Source organism: Microtetraspora sp. NBRC 13810 (assembly GCF_030268685.1).
In the GTDB taxonomy this organism is placed as follows: Bacteria; Actinomycetota; Actinomycetes; order Streptosporangiales; family Streptosporangiaceae; genus BSRQ01.
This window is the reverse complement of the sequence record NZ_BSRQ01000001.1, coordinates 535,001-553,874: the sequence shown is the minus strand read 5'-3', so window position 1 is coordinate 553,874 and position 18,874 is coordinate 535,001. Positions and strand designations below refer to the sequence as shown.

Genomic DNA, 18,874 nt, shown 5'->3' with positions numbered 1-18,874 from the left:
ATCCCTCGCTCGCTCACGGGTCCCTTCCCTGCTGCCGCAAGATCCGCTCACGAGCGGACACCACGTGCCAGTCCGGTCGGTCATCGCGAAAGAAGACTAGGTCACGGGCCATAAGCCGGGCGTCATGAACTGCCGAATCGAGGCGTGACCAGTCAGGCTTCCGTGGCGATGAACCGGCGCTAAGCATACTCAGATTCGGACATTTCATGGCATCGATTCGTAGATCGAGTTATGAGTTGTTCATCGATTTCACAGCTTCTCATCGGCGTGCCGGTCACCTCTCCGCCGGAGGGCGTTCCCGTGCCGCCGCCACCGCCGCGGCCAGGCACGCGAGGGGGACGACGGGCAGGACGTAGCGGTAGTCGAACTCGGCGACCGCGGGCGGCATGACGACCAGCACCCACGAGCACAGCCACGGCAGCGTCCAGGACATCCGGCCCGCCTGACGCCTCCTGACCCACCTGACCGCGGCCACCACCGGCGGGACGAGCAGCACGGCCAGCAGCACCGCGCCGGGCAGCCGGGCCACGTGCTGGTAACCGCGCATCAGCACCCCGAACGGCTCGGTGACCCGGGTCCAGATCTCCCCCCGCTCGTACTCCCGCGCCAACTCGACCCCCCGTTGCGCCGGATGCCTGCCCGGTGGCGCCGGCGTCTCGCTCGGGAACTGGTAGTAGTCGTAGATCTCCTGGTCGGGGTAGACGGGGCGGCCCCATTCGAAGGTGCGGCCCAGCTCCGACAGCATCGAGGCGGCGTAGTCCAGCGGCTGGCTGCGGATCGCCAGCGACGCGAAACGCCCCGCGAGGGCGTCGTTGTCCCGGCTGAAGGTGATGTCGGGCAGGACGACCAGCGGGGAGTCGAGGGCCCAGACGTACTCCTGGGACGGCGGGCGCTGTGCGGGCGGTCGCGGGTCGCACAGCACCGCCAGGTCGGGCGGGGGCCGCATGACCCCGCAGTCGGCGAAGGCCATCGTGCGCGCGTAGAGGAACACGCCGTTCGCGCCCACCAGCCCGGCCCGCTGGTAGGTCGCGTAGAACCAGCCGCCGTACGCCAGCAGCGGCACCACGGCCGCCGCCAGCATCACCCCGGCGCGCACCGCCCGGTCCCGCGACTCGCGCCGCGGATCGGCGTGCGCCCCCAGGACGGAGCCGCGGGCCAGCAGCCAGCCCGCGATGATCACGAGCAGCGGCTGGCCGACCGTCCTGGTCAGCGTGGCGGCCGCCACCAGCAGCCCGATCGCGCCCGCCGTACGCCAGCGGATCCGCCGCCCCGGCCGGGACAGGGCCAGGCACACCGCCGCCACCACGAGGAACATGAACAGCGTGTCGGAGACGAGCAGGTGCTCAAGCTGGATCTGGTACGCGTCGAGCAGCACCGGCACCGAGGCCAGCGTGGCCACCCACCTGGCCGCCCCCAGCCGCCGCGCCGTCGCGTAGACCAGCACCCCGACCGCCAGCCCCAGCACGTGCTGCGCCAGCGCCACCACCCCGAACGAGTGGAAGGGCTCGAACAGCCGCAGGAACATCGAGTACCCCGCCGGCCGCACCAGGTCGGGCCGTGGCCGCAGCGCCGTCACGACATAGCTGTAACTGTCCGGGAACCACAACGCCGGCCGGTATCCCAGCATCGTCACGACCCGCAGCACCGCCCCGGCGGCCAGCACCCCCGCGAACCATCGATGCCTGGACAACCACAGCCGCAACCGGCTCACCCGACCTCCCTCAACTCCCGCCCAGAACCTACCGGCTCCACCCCCACCCCCATTCCGCGCCGGTTGCGGTCACGGGGTGGTCGCCGCGAAGGGGGGAGGGGACACCGACGCCCCGACCATCGGCGGCAGCCAAGGGGGCGGTGTGGCGGGGTGGGGGTGGCACGGGGGCAGGCGGCGCCGGGTTAGGGGGCGTGGCGGGGTGGAGGGTGGCGGCGGGTAGGGGTGGCGCGGGTTTTCGGCTGTCCGGGGGTTGGGCGGGTAGGGTGCGGGCCTTGGCAGGCGATCAGGGGTGGCGGGGAGTGGCGGTGGAGACGCAGGTGCCGTCGGCGGGGAGGGTGCTCACCGTGGTGACGGTGGTGCCCGCGCTCGCGCTGGCCGGATGGTTGGTGGCCGGGCTGCCGTTGCTGCTCCTCGGCTGGTACACGCCGTTGCCCGCGCTGCTGCTCGGCGTGCCGGTCGCCGCCGCCTTCTGCTGGTACGGCATACGCCCCACGCTCCCGACCACCGGAACCACCGGGACGACCGGAACCATCAAGCCCACCGGAACCACCGGAACCGCGAAGACCAGCACCACCAGCACCACCAGCACCACCGCAGTCAACCGGGCGGGCGACGGGGTGGCTGGGCGGGTGGGGGGGTGGGGGGTGGTTTGGGTTGTGGTGGTTGCTGTGGGGGGCGGGGTGTTCAACGCCGTCTTTCACGCCGAGCAGTTGATGGTCCGGCGGGATCCCGCGACCTACGCGCAGTATGCGATGTGGGTGGCCGGGCACGGCTCGTTGCCGATTCCCTACCAGGAGGCGGCCTTCGGCGGTCCCGACCCGGCCCTGGACTTCGCCAGCATCGGGTTCTACGACTTCCACGGGGCGGTGGTGCCGCAGTTCATGCCGGGGCTGCCGCTGGTCCTCGTGGTGGGGCACTGGCTCGGCGGGGTCACCGGGCTGCTGCTCACGCCGCCGGTGCTCGGCGCGCTCGCCGTACTCACCCTCGCCGGGACCGCGGCGCGCCTGGTCGGGCCGGGCTGGGCCGCGCCCGCCGCGCTGACCGCGGCGGTGAGCCTGCCCGTCCTCTACACCTCGCGCACCTCCTACAGCGAGATCCTCTCCCTGATCATGCTCTTCGGCGGCCTGTCCCTGCTCCTAGACGCCCGGCGGGCCCGCGCGGCCGTGCCGGTGGGCGGCGGGGGAGGGGCGGCGCGGATCGCCCTGCTCGCCGGTCTGGTGCTCGGGCTGGCCACGCTGGTCCGCATCGACGGCCTGCGGGACGTGCTCCCCGCGCTCGTCTACGCCGGGCTCCTCCTCGCGCTGCGCCGCGCGGCGGCCCGCCCGGGGCCGGTCGGGGAGGCCGGGTGGGGGACGGTCCTCGCGGACGGACGGCTGGGCGGCCGGCTGCTGGGCGGGCTGGTCGCGGGGGTGGGGGCGGCGTTCCTGGCGGGGTGGCTGGTGGCCCGGCCCTACCTCGCGTACCTGTGGGGGTCGCTGCTGCCGTTGCTGCTGATCTGCGCCGCCGTGCTCGTGGCCGCCGCGCTCGGCGTGTGGCTGGCGCCCCGGCTGGCGGGCGCGGCCCGGCGGGCGGCGGGGTCGCGGCTCGTGCGGTGGGCGCCCGGCGTGGCGGCGGCGGCCGTGGTGCTGGTCATGGCGGCCTTCGCCGTACGGCCGTGGCTGCAGACCGTGCGCCGGGTGCCGACGACGCCGGAGGACGCCGCGACGGCGCAGTTCATCGGCGTGATCCAGCGGGCCAACGGCCTGCCCGTGGACGAGACCCGGCTCTACTACGAGAACTCGCTGCACTGGGTGATCTGGTACGTCGGGATCCCCGTCGTCGTGCTGGCCACGCTGGCCGCGGCCGTGCTCACCCACCGGCTGGTCCGCGGGAGGGAACCGGGCTGGCTGCTGCCGCTCGCGATCATCGGCTGGACCACGGTCACCACGTTGTACCGTCCCGCGATCACGCCGGACCACCCCTTCGCGTCCAGGCGGCTGGTCCCGATCGTCGTCCCGGGGCTGATCCTGCTCGCCTTCTGGGGGTTGCGCCTGCTCCGCGAGAGCGCCCGGCGGTGGTACGGCCCGCGGGCCGGGCGTGCGGTCCTGGTGGCCGGCGGGGTGCTCGTGCTCTTCTTCCCGGCGTTCACCTCGGGCGGCACGGCGTTCACCCCGGTCGAGCGCGGTGAGGCCGCCGCCGTCTCCCGGCTGTGCGCCGCCATCCCGCGGGACGCCTCGGTGCTCGTCGTGGAACGCGTCACCAACGACCGGTTCACCCCGATCGTGCGCGGCATGTGCGGCGTCCCGGCGGCCGAGGTGCGCATCCGGGCCGGGGCCGACGTCTCGCCGGGCGCGGACGTGCGCCGCCTGGTGGAGCGCACCCGCGCCGCGGGCCGCCGCCCGGTGCTCATGGCCGCCGAGCGCGACCAGCTCACCCCCTACGCCGCGACCCCCCGGCACGCCCTCACCCTCCGCACCCGCCAGGACGAACGCTCCCTCACCTCCGCGCCCGACACCACCTGGACCCTGTCGGCCGACGTCTGGCTCGCCACCCCCTGATATCGGGCTGTAGCGGGCGTGGGAGCGTGATGTGCGCTCGGTGCGGGGCCGGGAAAGGTATCCTCGCCCGTCGTAAGCCTGCCGAACCAGACTTGGACCGGACTGTGGAAGCGAAGCCGTACGTCACGATCGTCCTGCCCTGCTACAACGAGCAGGACCACGTCCTGGACGAGGTCGAGAGGATATGCAGGGCGATGGACGGCAGCGGCTACACGTATGAGCTGCTGGCCGTCGACGACTGCTCCAGCGACCAGACGCTGGCGAAGCTGCGCGAGGCCGAGCCGCTCTATCCGCAGATGCGGGTGCGGGCGTTCCACCGCAACGGCGGGTCGGGCACGGTGCGCAGGATCGGCACGCACGAGGCGCGCGGCGAGATCGTCGTGTGGACCGACGCCGACATGACCTACCCCAACGAGCGCATCCCCGAGCTGGTCAGGATCCTGGAGAAGGACGACTCGATCGACCAGGTGGTCGGGGCGCGCACCAGCGAGCAGGGGTCGCACAAGTTCCTGCGGGTGCCGGCCAAGTGGTTCATCAGGAAGGTCGCCGAGCGGCTCGCCGGGCAGTCGATCCCGGACCTGAACTCCGGGCTGCGCGCGTTCCGCCGGTCGGTGTCGCTGCCCTACCTGCGGCTGCTGCCGCCCGGGTTCTCCTGCGTCACCACGATCACGCTGGCGTTCCTGTCCAACCAGCACGACGTGTACTACCTGCCGATCGACTACAGCAAGCGGGCGGGCAAGTCGAAGTTCGGCTTCATCTCCGACGCCTACCGGTACATCCTCCAGGTGCTGCGGATGGTGATGTACTTCAACCCGCTCAAGGTGCTCATGCCGCCCGCGTTGTGGCTGGTCGGCATCGGCCTGGGCAAGGGCGTGGTGGACGTCGTCCGCTACGGGTTCTACCTGACCAGCAACACCATCGTGATCTTCCTGTCCGGTCTGCTCATCGGCTCGCTGGCGTTGCTGGCCGACCTGATCGTCCGGTCCAGGGGCGAGTAACCGGATGCGCATCGCCATCGTCGGCCCGACATATCCCTACAAGGGGGGCGGCGCACAGCACACCACCGAGCTGGCCCACCGGCTCGACGCCCTCGGCCACGACGTGGTGATCGAGTCGTGGCGGGCCCAGTATCCCGCCTTCCTCTATCCGGGGCAGCAGACGATCGACAGCCCGGAGGGCACGCCGTTCCGGACCGTGCGGCGGAAGCTCGACTGGCGCCGCCCCGACGGCTGGGTGCGCTGCGGCAGGCGGCTGCGGCGCACCGACCTGGCCGTGCTCACTGTGCTCAGCCCGGTGCAGGTGCCCCCCTACCTCGGCATCCTGTACGGCGCCGCCCGCTCGACCCCGGTGCTGGCGCTGTGCCACAACGTCCTCCCACACGAGCGCAAGCCGTACGACACGCCGCTGGTGCGGGCCCTGCTGAGGCGGGTGGACCGGGTGCTCGCGCACTCCGAGGAGCAGGCGGCGCTGGCCCGGTCGCTCGCGCCCGCGCCGGTGGCGGTGGCCGGGCTGCCACCGCACCTGCCCGCACGGAGGGACGGGCGGGCGGCGGCGGACGGGGTGCGCCGGCGGCTGCTGTTCTTCGGCATCGTGCGCCCCTACAAGGGGCTCGACCTGCTGCTGCGCGCGCTGCCCGAGGGGGTGTCGCTGACCGTGGCCGGGGAGTTCTGGGGCGGGCTCGACGCCACCAGGGACCTCGTGGCCGAGCTGGGCATCGCGGACCGGGTGGAGCTGCGGCCGGGCTACGTCGCGGCGCACGAGGTGCCCGCGCTCTTCGCCCGGGCCGACGCGCTGGTGCTGCCCTACCGCAGCGCCACCGCCAGCCAGAACGTGTGGCTCGGCCACGAGCACGGCGTGCCGGTGATCGCGACCAGGGTCGGCGCGCTGGCCGACAACGTCACGGACGGCGTGGACGGCCTCCTCGTCGAGCCGGGCTCGGCGGAGGCGCTGCGCGAGGCGATCGGCCGGTTCTACGCCCCGGGCGAGCCCGAACGGCTGCGCGCGGGCGTCAAGTCCGTCGACCCCGAGCCGCACTGGGCCGCCTACCTGTCCGCGCTGCTGTCCTGAGCGCGTCACCCCGAGCGCGTCACCCCGAGCACGTCACCCCGAGCACGTCACCCCGAGCACGTCAAGGCGTGCGCGAGGGCCGCACGGCGCGGGCCCCGCGCGGGTACTGTTGGGCGGCGTGGGAAAGGAACGCCTAGCTCAGCTTGAGTACTCCGAGTTCCAGTCCGCGATGCTCGACGAGGACAAGCGCCGCCGCAAGGCAGCGAAGATCATCGCGGTGCTCGGGCACTTCCTCGGCACCGGCAGGTCGCTCGACGGGCTGACCGTGGCCGACATCGGCTGCTCCGCCGGGTTCATCGCCGACGAGCTGGCCGCCGCGGGCGCGCGTCACACCTTCGGGGTGGACATCGACGTGCCGGGGCTGCGTAAGGCGGCCGAGCGGTTCGGCGGACGGGTGACGTTCGTGTGCGCCGACGGCACCGCGCTGCCGTTCCCCGACGGGTCGGTGGACGTGCTGGTCTTCAACCACATCTACGAGCACGTCGTCGACCCCGACGCGATCATGGCCGAGCTGCACCGGGTGCTCGCCGACGACGGCGTGCTCTACCTCGGCCTCGGCAACCGGCTCGGCGTCATGGAGCCGCACTACAAGCTGCCCTTCCTGTCCTACCTGCCGCCGGCGCTGGCCGACCGCTACGTGCGGCTGTCCGGCCGGGCCGACCACTACTACGAGCGGTACCGCACCCGCAAAGGGCTGCGCCGCATGGTGCGCGGCTTCCACGTGCACGACTACACGTTCCCCGTGCTCGCCACGCCGGAGCGGTTCGCGGGCGGCGAGCTCTTCCCCGGTCCGGCGGGCCGCCTCGCACGGGCCGTGCTGGGCGCGACGCCGCGCCCGGTGCTGCGCGCGCTGCTGCCGGTCGTGCCGACCTACCTGTGGGTGGCGACCAAGAGCGGCAGGGGACCGGGCGGCCCGGTCCTGCCGCAGCCGCCCGATCCGGTCCGGTCTCTGTGAGCCGGCCGGCGCGCGGCTCCGTACGCAGGTCGGCGCGCGGCGCGCTCAGGGTCGTCTTCCTGCTCGCCGCGCTCGGCTTCGGCGGCTGGGCCGTCGCCCGTGAGTGGGACGCCGTGGTCGCCGGATTCGCCCGCCTGTCCTGGCAGTCCCTCGCGTTGTCGGTGGCCGGCGTGGTCGCCGCCCTCTGCGGCGGCATGCTCACCTGGCGCGCCCTCCTCGCCGACCTCGGCTCCCCCCTCCCGGTACGGCGGGCCGCCAAGGTCTTCTTCGTGGGCCAGCTCGGCAAGTACATCCCCGGCGCGGTCTGGCCGATGCTGGCCCAGATGGAGATGGGCCGCGACCTCGGCATCCCCCGCCCGCGCAGCGCGGCGGCGTTCTTCCTGACCCTGCCCGTGCAGCTCGGCAGCGGCCTCCTGGTGGCCGCGGTCACCCTGCTCACCGCCGGGCCCGGCGCGTTCCCCTACGCGTGGGCGCTGCTCCTGGTGCCGGTGCTGGCGGTGCTGCTCGAACCGCGGGTGATCAACGCCGTGATCGCGTTCGGGCTGCGCAGGCTCGGCCGGCCGCCGCTGGAGCGCGAGCTCACCCGGCGCGGCATGCTCACCGCGCTCGGCTGGGCGCTGGCCGGCTGGATCGCCTACGGGCTGAGTCTCGCGGCGATCCTCACCGAGGTGCGTCCGGGGGGAGCGGGGATCGTCGTCTTCTCCGTGGGCGCGTTCGCGCTGTCGTGGTGCCTGGGCATCATGACCTTCGTGGTGCCGGCGGGCGCCGGGGTGCGCGAAGTCGCCATGGTGGTGGTGCTCTCGCCGGTCCTCGACCAGGGGACCGCGCTCGCGGTGGCGCTGTGTTCGCGGATGGTCATCGTCGCGGGCGACCTTATCTGCGCTGGAAGCGCCGCCGTAGTGGCACGTTCCGTGTTTCACCCACGGAAAGACGACAGCCCGCGAAATGCCATGTGATTTACCCCACTCTTTCCGAGGGGCGGGCCATAGAGTTGTCTGTAGAAGGGGGGACGACGGTCCCACAGTGACCTTGAGGGGAGCGATCCTTCTTGACACCTCGAGTGCTCGTCGACGCGGCCGCGGTGCCGGCCGATCGCGGTGCGCTGATCAGGTATGTCGATGGACTCGTCACCGCTCTGGACCGGATCGGCGCGGACCTGGCAGTGGTCTGCCAGCGTGCCGACGGCGAGCGATACGGCAGGCTGGCGCCGAACGCCCGGGTGATCCCCGGGCCGCCCTCGATCACGAACAGGGCGGCCAGGCTCGCATGGGAACAGACCAGTCTGCCCGTCGTCGCCCAGCAGGTCCGGGCCGGAGTGATCCATGCGCCTTACTACTCGATGCCGTTGCGGGCCGGCCTGCCCACGGTCGCCACCGTGCACGACGTCACCTGGTTCACCGACCCCGACCAGCACAGCGCGGTGAAGGCGTCCTTCTTCCGCTCGGCCATCCGCACGTCCGCGCGCCACGCGACCCGGGTGATCGTGCCGTCCAAGGCGACCCGCGAAGAGATGATCAGAGTGCTGGCCGCCGACTCGACCAGGATCGACGTGGCCTACCACGGGGTGGACACCGCGCTGTTCCACCGGCCGGACGACCGGGAGGTCAGGCGGGTCACCGGCCGGCTGGGCCTGCACGGCCGGCCGTACGTCGCGTATCTCGGCGCGCTGGAGCCGAGGAAGAACGTGCCGAACCTCATCCGCGGGTTCGCCCGCGCGGTGGAGGGGCTGGCCGAGCCGCCGGTGCTGGTGCTGGCCGGGGGCGTGCGCGACGCGGGGGTGGACGAGGCGGTGAGCGAGGTGGCCGACAAGGTCCGCGTGGTGCTGCCCGGATACCTCGCCTTCGCCGACCTGTCCGGTTTCCTGGGCGGGGCGCAAGTCGTCGCCTTCCCCTCCAGGGGAGAGGGCTTCGGGCTGCCGGTGCTGGAGGCGATGGCGTGCGGCGCGCCGGTGCTCACCACGCACCGCACCTCGCTGCCCGAGGTCGGCGGCGACGCGGTCGCCTACACCGAGCCGGACGCGGACAGCATCGGGCGGGAGCTGCGCGCGCTGCTCACCTCACCGGACCGGCGCGGGCAACTGGCCTCGGCCGGGCGCAGCCGGGCCATGGAGTTCACCTGGCAGGCGTCGGCGGAGGCGCATCTGCTTTGTTATCAACGCGCCGTGGAATAGTAAGCTAGCCTCACGGCGTGACGGAGAACATTCGGCCTGCATCAGGTGATCTTGAGGCGATTCTCCTCGTGGGAGGGCAGGGCACCCGGTTGCGTCCGCTGACGCTCGGCGTCCCCAAGCCCCTGCTGCCCACGGCGGGAGTCCCCTTCCTGGCTCATCAGCTCACCCGGGCGCGGTCCTTCGGAGTGCGTCACGTCGTCTTCGCCACCTCCTACCGCGCCTCGATGTTCTCCGAGGCGTTCGGCGACGGCTCCGGGTTCGGGCTCAGGCTCACGTACATGACCGAGGAGCACCCGCTGGGCACGGGCGGCGCGATCCGCAACGCGGCCCAGGCGCTGACCGGCGGGCCGGACGCGCCCGTCCTGGTGCTCAACGGCGACATCCTCTCCGGGCACGACATCGGCGAGCAGGTCGGGCGGCACGTCGCCAGGGGCGCCGGGGTGACGCTGCACCTCACCGAGGTCGACGACCCCTCCCGGTTCGGCTGCGTCCCCACCGACGAGTCCGGCAGGGTCACCGCGTTCCTGGAGAAGACGCCCAACCCGGTGACCAACCGGATCAACGCCGGGTGCTACGTGTTCACCCGCTCGGTGATCGACGACATCCCGGCCGGCCAGGTCGTGTCGGTGGAGCGGGAGACGTTCCCCGGGCTGATCGAGTCGGGCACGCTCGTGCTGGGGTACGCCGACCGGTCCTACTGGCTCGACGTGGGCACCCCGGCGGCGTTCGTCCGGGGGTCGCGCGACCTGGTGCTCGGCCGGCTGCGCTCACCCGCCCTGCCGGGGACGCCCGGCGAGATGCTCGCCATGCCGGGCGCCCAGGTGTCCGCCGAGGCCAAGGTCTCCGGCGGCTCCACGGTCGGCGCCCGCGCGGTCGTGGGCTCCGGCGCCATCGTCACCGGCAGTGTGCTGTGCGACGGCAGCCAGGTGTGCCAGGGGGCCACCGTGATCGACTCGGTGGTGGGCAGGGAGGCGGTCGTGGCGTCCGGGGCCGTGCTGCGTGACGCCGTGGTCGGCGACGGCGCGGTGATCGGCTCGGGCAACGAGCTGCTGGCCGGGACCCGGGTGTGGCCGGGCATCGTGCTTCCCGAGCGCGCCGTCCGCTTCTCCAGCGACGTCTGAGCCCGCCCCGGGCCACGCCTTCTGCCGGGCGGAGCCGACCGGACCGTACGGCCCGTACGACGAACCGGCCCGTACGACGAACCGGCCCGTACGACGAACCGGCCCGTACGACGAACCGGCCCGTACGGACGGTCGGCCTGTGCGGACGAACCGGTCCGTACGGGCGGTCGGCTCAGGGCCTCAGCAGACGAGGTCGCCGGCCCGTGTCCCGCGCGGGTCGTGGTCCTCGCCGAGCAGCGCGCGGGCGGCCTCCAGCACCGCGCCGATCGGCACGTCGGCGACCCATGACACGTCGTGCGGGCAGCGCTCGGCGTCGCCTCCCAGGCCGGTGGCCCCGCACACCGGGCAGGCGGCGGTCCAGGAGATCAGCGGCCGGTGCCGGGTGCGGGTCAGCGGGCCGGCGGTGACGAGGTTGCCGCACCAGTAGACGCCCACGGTGGGGGTGCCGACCGCCGCCGCCAGATGGCGGGGTCCGGTGTCGTTGGCGATCACCAGGGCGCACCGCTCGTACAGCGCGGCCAGGCCGCCGAGGCTCAGCGAGTCCACCGCAGGGGTCGCGGGCCGGCGCATCTCCGCGATCACCTCCTCGACGAGGTCGCGCTCCTCCTCGGTGCCGGTGACCACGACCGGCCGGCCCAGCCGGTCGGCGACGGCCGCGAACCGGTAGGCGGGCCACCGCCGGCGCGGGTCGGCGGCGCCGGGGTGCACCGCCACCAGGTCGGGCGGCGGCTCGCCGTGCGCGCGGGCCAGCTCCGCGCGGTCGGCCGCGGTGACCGCCACGCTCGGCTCGATGGCCCCGGCGCGCCCGCCCACCAGGGCGGCGACCTCCAGCAGCCGCATCGTCTCGTGCTGGTAGAACACGTAGGGGGTCCACCGGTCCAGCCGTTCCGCCTCCGGCACGCACAGCCCGGCGGTGAGTCTCGCGCCGAGGCGGCGGACGAACGGGTTGCTGCTCACCCCGCCGCCGTGCATCTGCAGGGCGAGGTCGAAACGCCGCTCGCGCAGGCTTTCGAGGAGTCCCGGCGGGGGCCGCTGGCCGGTTTCCGGCGCGGACACCCCGGGCACCGGAGGGAGCGCGATCACCTCGTCCACCGGGCCGGGCCGGCCGGTGAGGAAGCGCGCGTGCCACTCCCTGCCCAGCAGGGTGAGCCGGGCGGAGGGATAGGCGCGCTTGACCGCCTCAAGCGCGGGGAGCGCCACGATGAGGTCGCCGACCGCGTTGGCGCGCAGCACCGCGATCCGCCGCACCCCTTCGACCAGGGCGCTCATGCCGTCCGCCCGCCTGCGTTCTTGCCCATGTTCGGTCCCTCCTCAGGCCACCGGCTCGTCTTCCTCGTGCCCGCCCGCCGTGCCGCCACCCGACTCGAACGCCCGGATGCGCTCGATGACCTCGCCGCTCGACCGGCCGGCGACGTGGCCGAGCGTCATGACCTCGCCGCCGAGGGCGCGGACCACCGGGCTCTCCGGCAGCGTGCCGGGCGGGTGGTCGCCGCCCCTGACGTAGAGGTCCGGTCTGATCATGCGGATGAGCCGCTCGGGGGTGTCCTCCTCGAACCAGGTCACGTAGTCGACGTGGTTCAGCGCGGCCAGCGCCGACATCCGGTCCGCGCAGGGGTTGACCGGCCGGCCCGCCCCTTTCAGCCGGGTCACGCTCGCGTCGCCGTGCACCGCCACGACGAGGACGTCGCCGAGCCTGCGGGCCTGTTCCAGGTAGGCGACGTGGCCCCGGCGCAGCCCGTCGAAGCAGCCGTGGGTGAACACGATCCGCTCGCCGCGCCGCCGGTGCTCGTCCAGCCGCTCGGCGACCCGTTCGGCCGGCCGTACCACGCCGTCCGTGCCGCGCAGGGCGCGGAGCAGTTCGTGCCAGGTGCAGACGGTGGTGCCGGGGCGGCGCGCCACGACGCCCGCGGCGGCCTGGGCCGTCCGCGCCGCCTCCTCGGGCACGGCGCCGGCGGCCAGCCAGAGCGCGAAGACGGCGGTGTAGGTGTCGCCCGTGCCGGCGGCCATGTGGGCCGGGGCGGGCTCGGCGTAGGTCCGGTACGGCTGCCGCCCGCGCTGGTGCAGCAGCGTGCCCTCGCCGTCGAGCGCGGTGACGACCAGCTCCGCGCCGGTCACCGCGAGCAGCCGGGCGGTCCGGGCGGCGAGGAAGCCGGCCCTGTCCTCCTCCGCGCCCCCCGCGGCCTCCTCACCGAGCAGCCGGAGCGTCTCGCGGTAGCTCGGCAGCACGGCGGCGGAGCAGCCGCGCCACGGGGCGACGGCGTGCGCGTCCACCACGAGCAGCGGCAGACCGGTGAGCGCGCGCCGCACGGCGGGGGTGCACACCCCGGCGGCGTGGTCGCAGGCGATGACGACGTGCGCGGAGCTCGCCGCCTCGCGCAGCCGGGCGATCAGCGCCCGCTCGGCCTGCGGCGGGATGGGCTCGCGGTCCTCCTCGTCGTAGCGGGCGACCAGCCGTCCGCCGGTCATCAGCCGTCGCCTGTGCGCGGTGCGCCGGCCGGGCACGGCGGGCAGGAAGGTCTCGACGCCGCGCAGCCGCAGCTCGCGGGTGAGCCGCTCGCCGCACGGATCGTCGCCGATCACGCCCAGGAGCTGGACCCGGGCGCCCAGGGCGGCGAGGTTGGCGGCGGTGTTGCCGGCCCCGCCGGGCGCGTCGTCGTCCTCCCGCACGCTGACCACGGGCACCGGCGCCTCCTGCGCGACGCGGCTGACCGGCCCTCGCAGCCAGGAGTCGAGCATCACGTCCCCGACTACCACGGCCTCGATGAACCTGTCGGTCATGTGAAGTGGTTACCCAGCGCAGTCATTTGGTATCGGAGCGGATGCTCAATTTTTGTTTTGACCTCATTACTTGTCTTTAGCCCCATATGTACCTCGGAGCCGGTCAGCCATCCCACGGCACCCGGAACCAGACGCAGCAGCCGGAGGCGTCGATGACCACGCCCCAACTGGCGGAGAACTCCCGGACGAGCCGCAGGCCCCGCCCGCGCTCCGCGCCCAGCGGCAGGTGCAGCACCGTGGGGGTGCTCCACCGGGAGCCCGCGTCGATCACGTCGATCTCCGCGAAGCGGGCGTCGCGGGCCAGCACCACCGACACGGTCCCCGGGCGCGCGGCGAGGCCGGACTCGCTGTACCGGACCGAGTTGGTGACCAGCTCGCTCACCAGCAGCGACACGGTGTCGAGGTCGCCGTGGAAGGTCTCCTCGCGCAGCCGGGCGCGCACGTGCCCGCGCGCGGTCCGCGCGCTGGCCGCCACGCAGGGCAGGTCCCACAGGCCGAGCAGGCCCGTCGTCCGCGCCGGACCGCCGGTCCGGCGGCCCGTGATCCCGGCGCTCACCGGACCCCGCACCCGTGAGCCGCCCCGCGCCGGTGGCACGGGTACGGATCCGTACGGGTTCCGCGCGGGCGCCGGTGGCACGCGTACGGGCCTCGGCAGGTCCCGCGCGGGCGCCGGGGGCGCGTACAAGGGCTTCGGCCGGTCCCGCGTGCGTGGGCCGTCGGCGGCTTCGGTTTCGCTGGATCACCGCCTGTCATGTTTCCTCCATCGCGTTAAGGCGAATTGTCTTCATATCGTCATGTCCCGTGCAAAGGGCTGTTGAGACACCAGAATGCCCACGGTTAAAGTGGCGTCGCAGGAGGACGCGGTCGACAACGGCGGACAAAGACCTTCGACAGGCGTAGGCATTCGTCATCGGTTCGTCATCGAAGAAGGTGCTTGTGAACGACCTGGATCCACGTTTGACGCCGGCGCAGCGCTTCGGTCGCGAGTTGGCCCGGGTGCGCAAAGAGTCGGGGTTGTCGCAGGCGCGGCTGGGCGCGCACTTGGGCGTCTCTTCGTCACTGGTCGGACACATCGAAATCGGTAACAGAATCCCCAAACCCGACCTTGCACGTCGATGCGACGAAATCTTCAAGACAGGTGACCTGTTCGCCCGACTTTGTCGGGGTATCAGTTCGCCGACCGGCCCGCGCTGGTTCATGGGCTGGGCCGACGAGATCGAGCCCCGGGCGCGCGTGCTGCGCAGCTGGGATCCGTTGCTGATCCCCGGGTTGCTGCAGACGGAGGGCTACGCGCGAGCCGTTTTCCGCGGCGGTCTCGCCAGGTCCGAACGCGAGGTGGAGGACCAGGTGGCCGCCAGAATGCGGCGGAAAACCATCTGGGAAAGGGACGGCCCGCCCACGTTGTGGGTGCTGATCGACGAGTGGGTGCTGCGCCGTCCCATCGGCGGCCCACATGTTATGTACGAGCAACTTGACAACCTCGCGGCCGTCGCCGTGCGGCACGATGTGAAGATTCAACTCGTTTCCCACGAGACACCGTGCACGGCCGGCCTGATATCCAGCTTCATCATTGCCGAACTCGCTGACGCGCCCACCGCCGTCTCCGTAGACTCCGCAGGGAGAGGCGAAGTGTCCACGGAACACGACCTGGTGACCATCATCTGGGACAGATATGACAGAATTCGCGCGGAAGCGCATCGTCCCGGCCAGTCACTAGAAATGATCAAGGAGGCTCGGGACGAGTGGAAGCGGAAGACTTGACAGGCGTCGACCTTTTCCGGGCCGCCTGGAAGAAGAGCTCCCATAGCGGCGACAACGGCGGCAACTGCGTCGAGGTCGCCGGTCTCCCGCGCCTGGTGGCGGTCCGCGACTCCAAGGATCCCGGCGGCCCGGTGCTCGTCTTCGCCCCGGGGGAGTGGCGGGCCTTTCTCGCCGGCGTGAAGCTGGGGCAGTTCGACCGCCTGGCGTGACCGGTCCTCCCCCGGCGGCGTGTGAGGTTGGGCGTTTCGTGGCGAAGTGCGCCACCGGCGGCCAATCGCACATAAACTATGTTCGTCCAAACGTGATGGATGTGGGATTGCTCTGCCGGGGCGAGTGAGGAGTGCACGTGGACTGGGTCGTCGTCGGTTTCGCCGGGGTCATCGGCCGTCCGCCGTCGCAGGACGAGCTCGCCCGGCTGCCCGCCGCCCTCGACGCCGCGCCGGAGCGCTTCTGGCCGGTCTACCGGCAGGCGCGGGCGGACTACGACCGGGGCGTGGTGGACGCGGCCGGTTTCTGGGGCGAGGTGTGCGGCCTGCTCGGCCGGGTCGCCACGCTGCGGATGCTGGACACGCTGCTCGCCCTCGACCTCGACGTCTGGAGCCACGTCGACCGCGACATGATCGGCGTGGCGACCGAGATCGCCGGGCGCGGCCTGCCGGTCGCACTGCTGTCCGACGCCTCCGTGGAGCTGGCCCGCCATCTCGACGCCCAGTCGTGGTCCGGTCTGTTCGCCCACCGCTTCTTCAGCGCCGACCTGCGCCGCCTCCTGCCCGATCCGGAGATCTTCCGGCTCGTCTGCGAGAAGCTCGGCGCCCTCCCGGCCGACGTCCTGCTCATCGACGCCGACGCCCGCGTGATCGACGCCGCCCGCACCGCCGGCCTGGCCACCCTCGCCTGCACCACCCCCGACCGGCTCCGCGCCGACCTCGCGACCCTGCTGCCCTCCCCGGCCCAGCGCCGCCCCGCCGCCCGAACCCGCAGAATCCGCCCGCTCCCCACTCCGAAGGACGCCCCCGGCCTCTTAACGTGAGGCCATTCAACGTGCGGCCATGCTCCAGGTGACGCCCGGCCGGGCGTGACGCGCGGGGCGGTTCCGGGGTGGTGCGGGCGGGCGGCACACTTGGGTGGGTGATGGAGCGCAGGTGGCGGCCGGACGGGCCGGTGGACGTGCGGCTGGTGCTCGCCGCCCACCGGCGCGGAAGCGGCGATCCCGCCTGGCGCGCCACCCCCGACGGCACCGTCTGGCGCACCTCGCGCACCCCGGAGGGGCCGGTCACCCTGCGGGTGACGGTGAGCGCGGCCGAGCGGACCGTGACCGGCACGGCGTGGGGGCCGGGCGCCGGCCGCACGCTGGAGGAACTGCCCGCCCTCCTCGGAGCCGCCGACGACGTCTCGGGATTCGAAGGACTGCTCGGCGCCTTCCGCCACCGCGCCGAGGCGTCTCAGGCACCCGCGGCCGGGCAGGCGGGCATCCTGGTCCGGGAACTGGCCAAGAGGTACGGAGGGCTGCGGATCGGGCGGACCGGGCGGGTGTTCGAGGCGTTGGTGCCCGCCGTGCTGGAGCAGAAGGTGGTCGGGCGGGAGGCGTGGCGGGCCTGGCGGTGGCTGCTGGGACGGTACGGCGACGCCGCGCCCGGCCCGGCGCCCGACGGGATGCGGGTGACGCCGGCGCCGGAGGTGTGGCGGCGCGTCCCGAGCTGGGACTGGCACCGCGCCGGGGCGGAAGCCGTACGCGCTCGCACGATCGTCAACGCGGCCCGGTACGCGGACAGGCTGGAGGCGGCGGCCACCAGCGCCGAGGCGGACCGGTTGCTGCGGGCGCTGCCCGGGATCGGGGTGTGGACCTCGGCCGAGATCCGGCAGCGTTCGTACGGCGACGCCGACGCCGTGTCGGTGGGCGACTACCACCTGCCCTCGCTGGTCGGCTGGGCGCTGACCGGCGAGCGGACCGACGACGCGGGCATGCTGCGGCTGCTCGCCCCCTACCTGGGACACCGCCACCGGGTCACCCGCCTCCTGGAGCTGAGTGGCCGCCGCCCGCCGGCCCGGGGCCCGAGAATGCCCGCCCGGGACTACCGCGCCTTCTGATCCCCGCGGACGAGCCCGCGTGCACCTGACAGGGATACCTCCGGTCCCCGCGGACGAGCCCGGGTGCACCTGACAGGGGTACCTCCGGTCCCCGCGGACAAGCGTGGGTGCACCTGGCAGGGATACCTCCGGCAGGGGGCTGGGTGCGGGCCGGGGAGGACGGGAGGCTGACCGCCGGAATGCCGTGCCGACAGGGGAGGCGGTCGTTGTGGTCACCGATACCTCACGGGGGACGCCCGGGGCGGGGCTGGGGGTGCGGGACTGGCTGGTGCTGGTCACGTTGTGCGGGGCGACGTTCGTCACGGGGCTGGACTTCTCCATCGTCACGGTGGCGCTGCCGGAGATCGGGCGCGACCTGGGCTTCGCCTCGACCAGTGATCTCCAGTGGGTGTCCACCGCGTGCGTGCTGCCCACGGCGGCGCTGCTGCCGCTGTTCGGCCGGTTGTCCGACCTCACCGGGCGGCGCCGGTTGTTCCTCGCGGGAGTGGCCGGGTTCGACGTGATGTCGCTGGTGGCGGGCCTGGTCGCGTCGCCGGGCATGCTCGTCGCCGCGCGCGCGGGGCAGGGGATCGCGGCGGCGGCGATCGGCGCGACCGCCATCGCCCTGATGACCTCGGCCTTCCCCGAGGGGCCGCGGCGGACCAGGGCGCTCGGCGTCAACGGGGCGATCCTGTCGCTGGGCTTCGTCGCGGGGACGATCGGCGGCGGCGTCGTCACCAGCGGGCTGAGCTGGCGGTGGACCATGGGCGTCCTCGTCGTCATCGGCGTCGCGGTGCTCGCGGGCGGGCTGACCCTGCTGCCGGGTACGGAGGTCCGGGCCGCCACGCGGCTGGACGTGCCCGGTGCGCTGCTGGCCGGCGCCGGACTGTTCGCGCTCGTCTACGCGATCTCCGGTGGGGCCGCCGCCGGCTGGCGGGGCGTGGCCGTACTGGCGGCGGCGGTGCTGCTCGGCGCGTTCTTCGCGGTGGAGGCGCGTCATCCCAGCCCGCTGGTGCCGCTCGGGCTGCTCGGCCGGCCCACGGTGAAGTGGAGCTTCCTCGTCGGCGTGGTCACCTTCGGCATGTGCGGGGGGACGACGGTGCTGCTCAGCGTCTACATGCAGGACGTGCTCGGCCTCTCGGCGCTGGCCACCGGGTTCGGATTCCTGGGCGAGGGCGTCGCGGCCCTGGTCGCGGGCGGGATCGCCGCGCGGTTCATCGGCGCCCGCGGCGTCGTCCCCGCCCTGGCCGCCGGGCTGCTCGCGCAGGCGGCCGGCACCGGGGCGATGGTCTTCCTGCCGGTCGGGGGGAACCTCCCGCTGCTGGTCGCGACCTCGGCGGCGATGGGGTTCGGGCACGTGCTCGCGGTCGTGGCGTTCGTCACAACGCTCACCTCCGGCCTGCGCGACGACGAGCAGGGGGTGGCCGGCGGGCTGGCGCAGATGCCGCAGTTCGTCGGATCGATCGGGGTGGCCGGGCTGGCCGCGGTCGCCGACGCGCGGGCCGGGGCGCTGGACGGGGCGCTGGACGGGGCGCTGGACGGGGGCGCCGCGCAGGCGCTCCTCGGCGGGCTGCACGCCGCGGTGCTCGTGGCCGCGCTGGTGCTGCTCGCCGCCGTGCCGATCGCGGCGATCTTCCTGCGTGGCACGGGAGTGGCGTCGCCCGCACAGAGGGACCTGGGTGCGTAAGAGGGACCCAGGCGGACGTA

16 protein-coding genes are annotated in these 18,874 nt (G+C 73.4%); 12 read left to right on the top strand and 4 right to left on the bottom strand.

The features are described 5' to 3' along the window. Positions 1–274: 274 nt before the first annotated feature. Positions 275–1,711, bottom strand: a complete 1,437-nt coding sequence (locus QSK26_RS02510) for a phospholipid carrier-dependent glycosyltransferase (protein ID WP_285773274.1) — start codon at positions 1,709–1,711, stop codon at positions 275–277. 305 nt (positions 1,712–2,016) lie between these two features. Here QSK26_RS02510 and QSK26_RS02505 point away from each other — a divergent pair, with 305 nt between their 5' ends. The 7 genes from QSK26_RS02505 (at position 2,017) to manB (ending at position 10,561) form a co-directional block, all read left to right on the top strand. Next, the gene (locus tag QSK26_RS02505; protein WP_285773273.1) at positions 2,017–4,248 is read left to right on the top strand and encodes a hypothetical protein; all 2,232 of its coding nucleotides are present in this window, start codon (positions 2,017–2,019) and stop codon (positions 4,246–4,248) included. A gap of 104 nt (positions 4,249–4,352) precedes the next feature. Then, the gene (locus QSK26_RS02500) at positions 4,353–5,246 is read left to right on the top strand and encodes a glycosyltransferase family 2 protein (RefSeq protein WP_285773272.1); all 894 of its coding nucleotides are present in this window, start codon (positions 4,353–4,355) and stop codon (positions 5,244–5,246) included. Between the two features lie 4 nt (positions 5,247–5,250). Then, positions 5,251–6,315: a glycosyltransferase family 4 protein gene (locus QSK26_RS02495; protein WP_285773271.1), complete on the top strand. Its 1,065-nt coding sequence runs from the start codon at positions 5,251–5,253 to the stop codon at positions 6,313–6,315. Between the two features lie 118 nt (positions 6,316–6,433). Then, on the top strand, positions 6,434–7,270 hold the full coding sequence (locus QSK26_RS02490) for a class I SAM-dependent methyltransferase (RefSeq protein ID WP_285773270.1): 837 nt from the start codon (positions 6,434–6,436) through the stop codon (positions 7,268–7,270). Continuing rightward, a complete protein-coding gene (locus QSK26_RS02485; protein ID WP_285773269.1) occupies positions 7,267–8,226 on the top strand; it encodes a lysylphosphatidylglycerol synthase domain-containing protein in 960 nt (319 codons plus the stop codon). Before QSK26_RS02490 ends, QSK26_RS02485 begins: the two co-directional genes overlap by 4 nt. A gap of 92 nt (positions 8,227–8,318) precedes the next feature. Further along, on the top strand, positions 8,319–9,440 hold the full coding sequence (locus QSK26_RS02480; protein ID WP_285773268.1) for a glycosyltransferase family 4 protein: 1,122 nt from the start codon (positions 8,319–8,321) through the stop codon (positions 9,438–9,440). A gap of 17 nt (positions 9,441–9,457) precedes the next feature. Then, positions 9,458–10,561, top strand: coding sequence for a mannose-1-phosphate guanylyltransferase (gene manB, locus QSK26_RS02475; protein WP_285773267.1), 1,104 nt, complete (start codon positions 9,458–9,460; stop codon positions 10,559–10,561). A gap of 180 nt (positions 10,562–10,741) precedes the next feature. Here the strand turns inward: manB and QSK26_RS02470 are convergent, their stop codons facing one another. The 3 genes from QSK26_RS02470 to QSK26_RS02460 form a co-directional block, all read right to left on the bottom strand. Beyond that, positions 10,742–11,830, bottom strand: a complete 1,089-nt coding sequence (locus QSK26_RS02470) for a glycosyltransferase family 9 protein (RefSeq protein ID WP_285773266.1) — start codon at positions 11,828–11,830, stop codon at positions 10,742–10,744. 42 nt (positions 11,831–11,872) lie between these two features. Further along, entirely contained in the window at positions 11,873–13,339 is a 1,467-nt protein-coding gene (locus QSK26_RS02465; RefSeq protein ID WP_285773265.1) for a PfkB family carbohydrate kinase, read from the bottom strand. 103 nt (positions 13,340–13,442) lie between these two features. Then, positions 13,443–13,895 (bottom strand): ATP-binding protein, encoded by a 453-nt coding sequence (locus tag QSK26_RS02460; RefSeq protein WP_285773264.1) that lies wholly within the window; start codon positions 13,893–13,895, stop codon positions 13,443–13,445. A gap of 380 nt (positions 13,896–14,275) precedes the next feature. On the opposite strand from QSK26_RS02460, the gene QSK26_RS02455 reads away from it, so the two are divergent. The 5 genes from QSK26_RS02455 (at position 14,276) to QSK26_RS02435 (ending at position 18,854) form a co-directional block, all read left to right on the top strand. Next, positions 14,276–15,100: a helix-turn-helix domain-containing protein gene (locus QSK26_RS02455; RefSeq protein ID WP_285773263.1), complete on the top strand. Its 825-nt coding sequence runs from the start codon at positions 14,276–14,278 to the stop codon at positions 15,098–15,100. Then, on the top strand, positions 15,082–15,309 hold the full coding sequence (locus QSK26_RS02450; RefSeq protein ID WP_285773262.1) for a DUF397 domain-containing protein: 228 nt from the start codon (positions 15,082–15,084) through the stop codon (positions 15,307–15,309). Before QSK26_RS02455 ends, QSK26_RS02450 begins: the two co-directional genes overlap by 19 nt. Before the next feature lie 137 nt (positions 15,310–15,446). Further along, complete coding sequence (locus QSK26_RS02445) at positions 15,447–16,130, top strand: HAD family hydrolase (protein WP_285773261.1); 684 nt, start codon at positions 15,447–15,449, stop codon at positions 16,128–16,130. 101 nt (positions 16,131–16,231) lie between these two features. Continuing rightward, entirely contained in the window at positions 16,232–17,188 is a 957-nt protein-coding gene (locus QSK26_RS02440) for a DNA-3-methyladenine glycosylase family protein (protein WP_285773529.1), read from the top strand. 208 nt (positions 17,189–17,396) lie between these two features. Beyond that, on the top strand, positions 17,397–18,854 hold the full coding sequence (locus tag QSK26_RS02435; RefSeq protein WP_285773260.1) for an MFS transporter: 1,458 nt from the start codon (positions 17,397–17,399) through the stop codon (positions 18,852–18,854). The last annotated feature ends 20 nt before the right edge of the window (positions 18,855–18,874 follow it).

Excerpts from the sequence above, each read along its gene's own strand:
- QSK26_RS02495 (WP_285773271.1), top strand. The coding sequence starts at position 5,251 with ATGCGCATCGCCATCGTCGGCCCGACATATCCCTACAAGGGGGGCGGC.
- QSK26_RS02470 (WP_285773266.1), bottom strand. The coding sequence starts at position 11,830 with ATGAGCGCCCTGGTCGAAGGGGTGCGGCGGATCGCGGTGCTGCGCGCC.
- QSK26_RS02465 (WP_285773265.1), bottom strand. The coding sequence starts at position 13,339 with ATGACCGACAGGTTCATCGAGGCCGTGGTAGTCGGGGACGTGATGCTC.
- QSK26_RS02440 (WP_285773529.1), top strand. The coding sequence starts at position 16,232 with ATGGAGCGCAGGTGGCGGCCGGACGGGCCGGTGGACGTGCGGCTGGTG.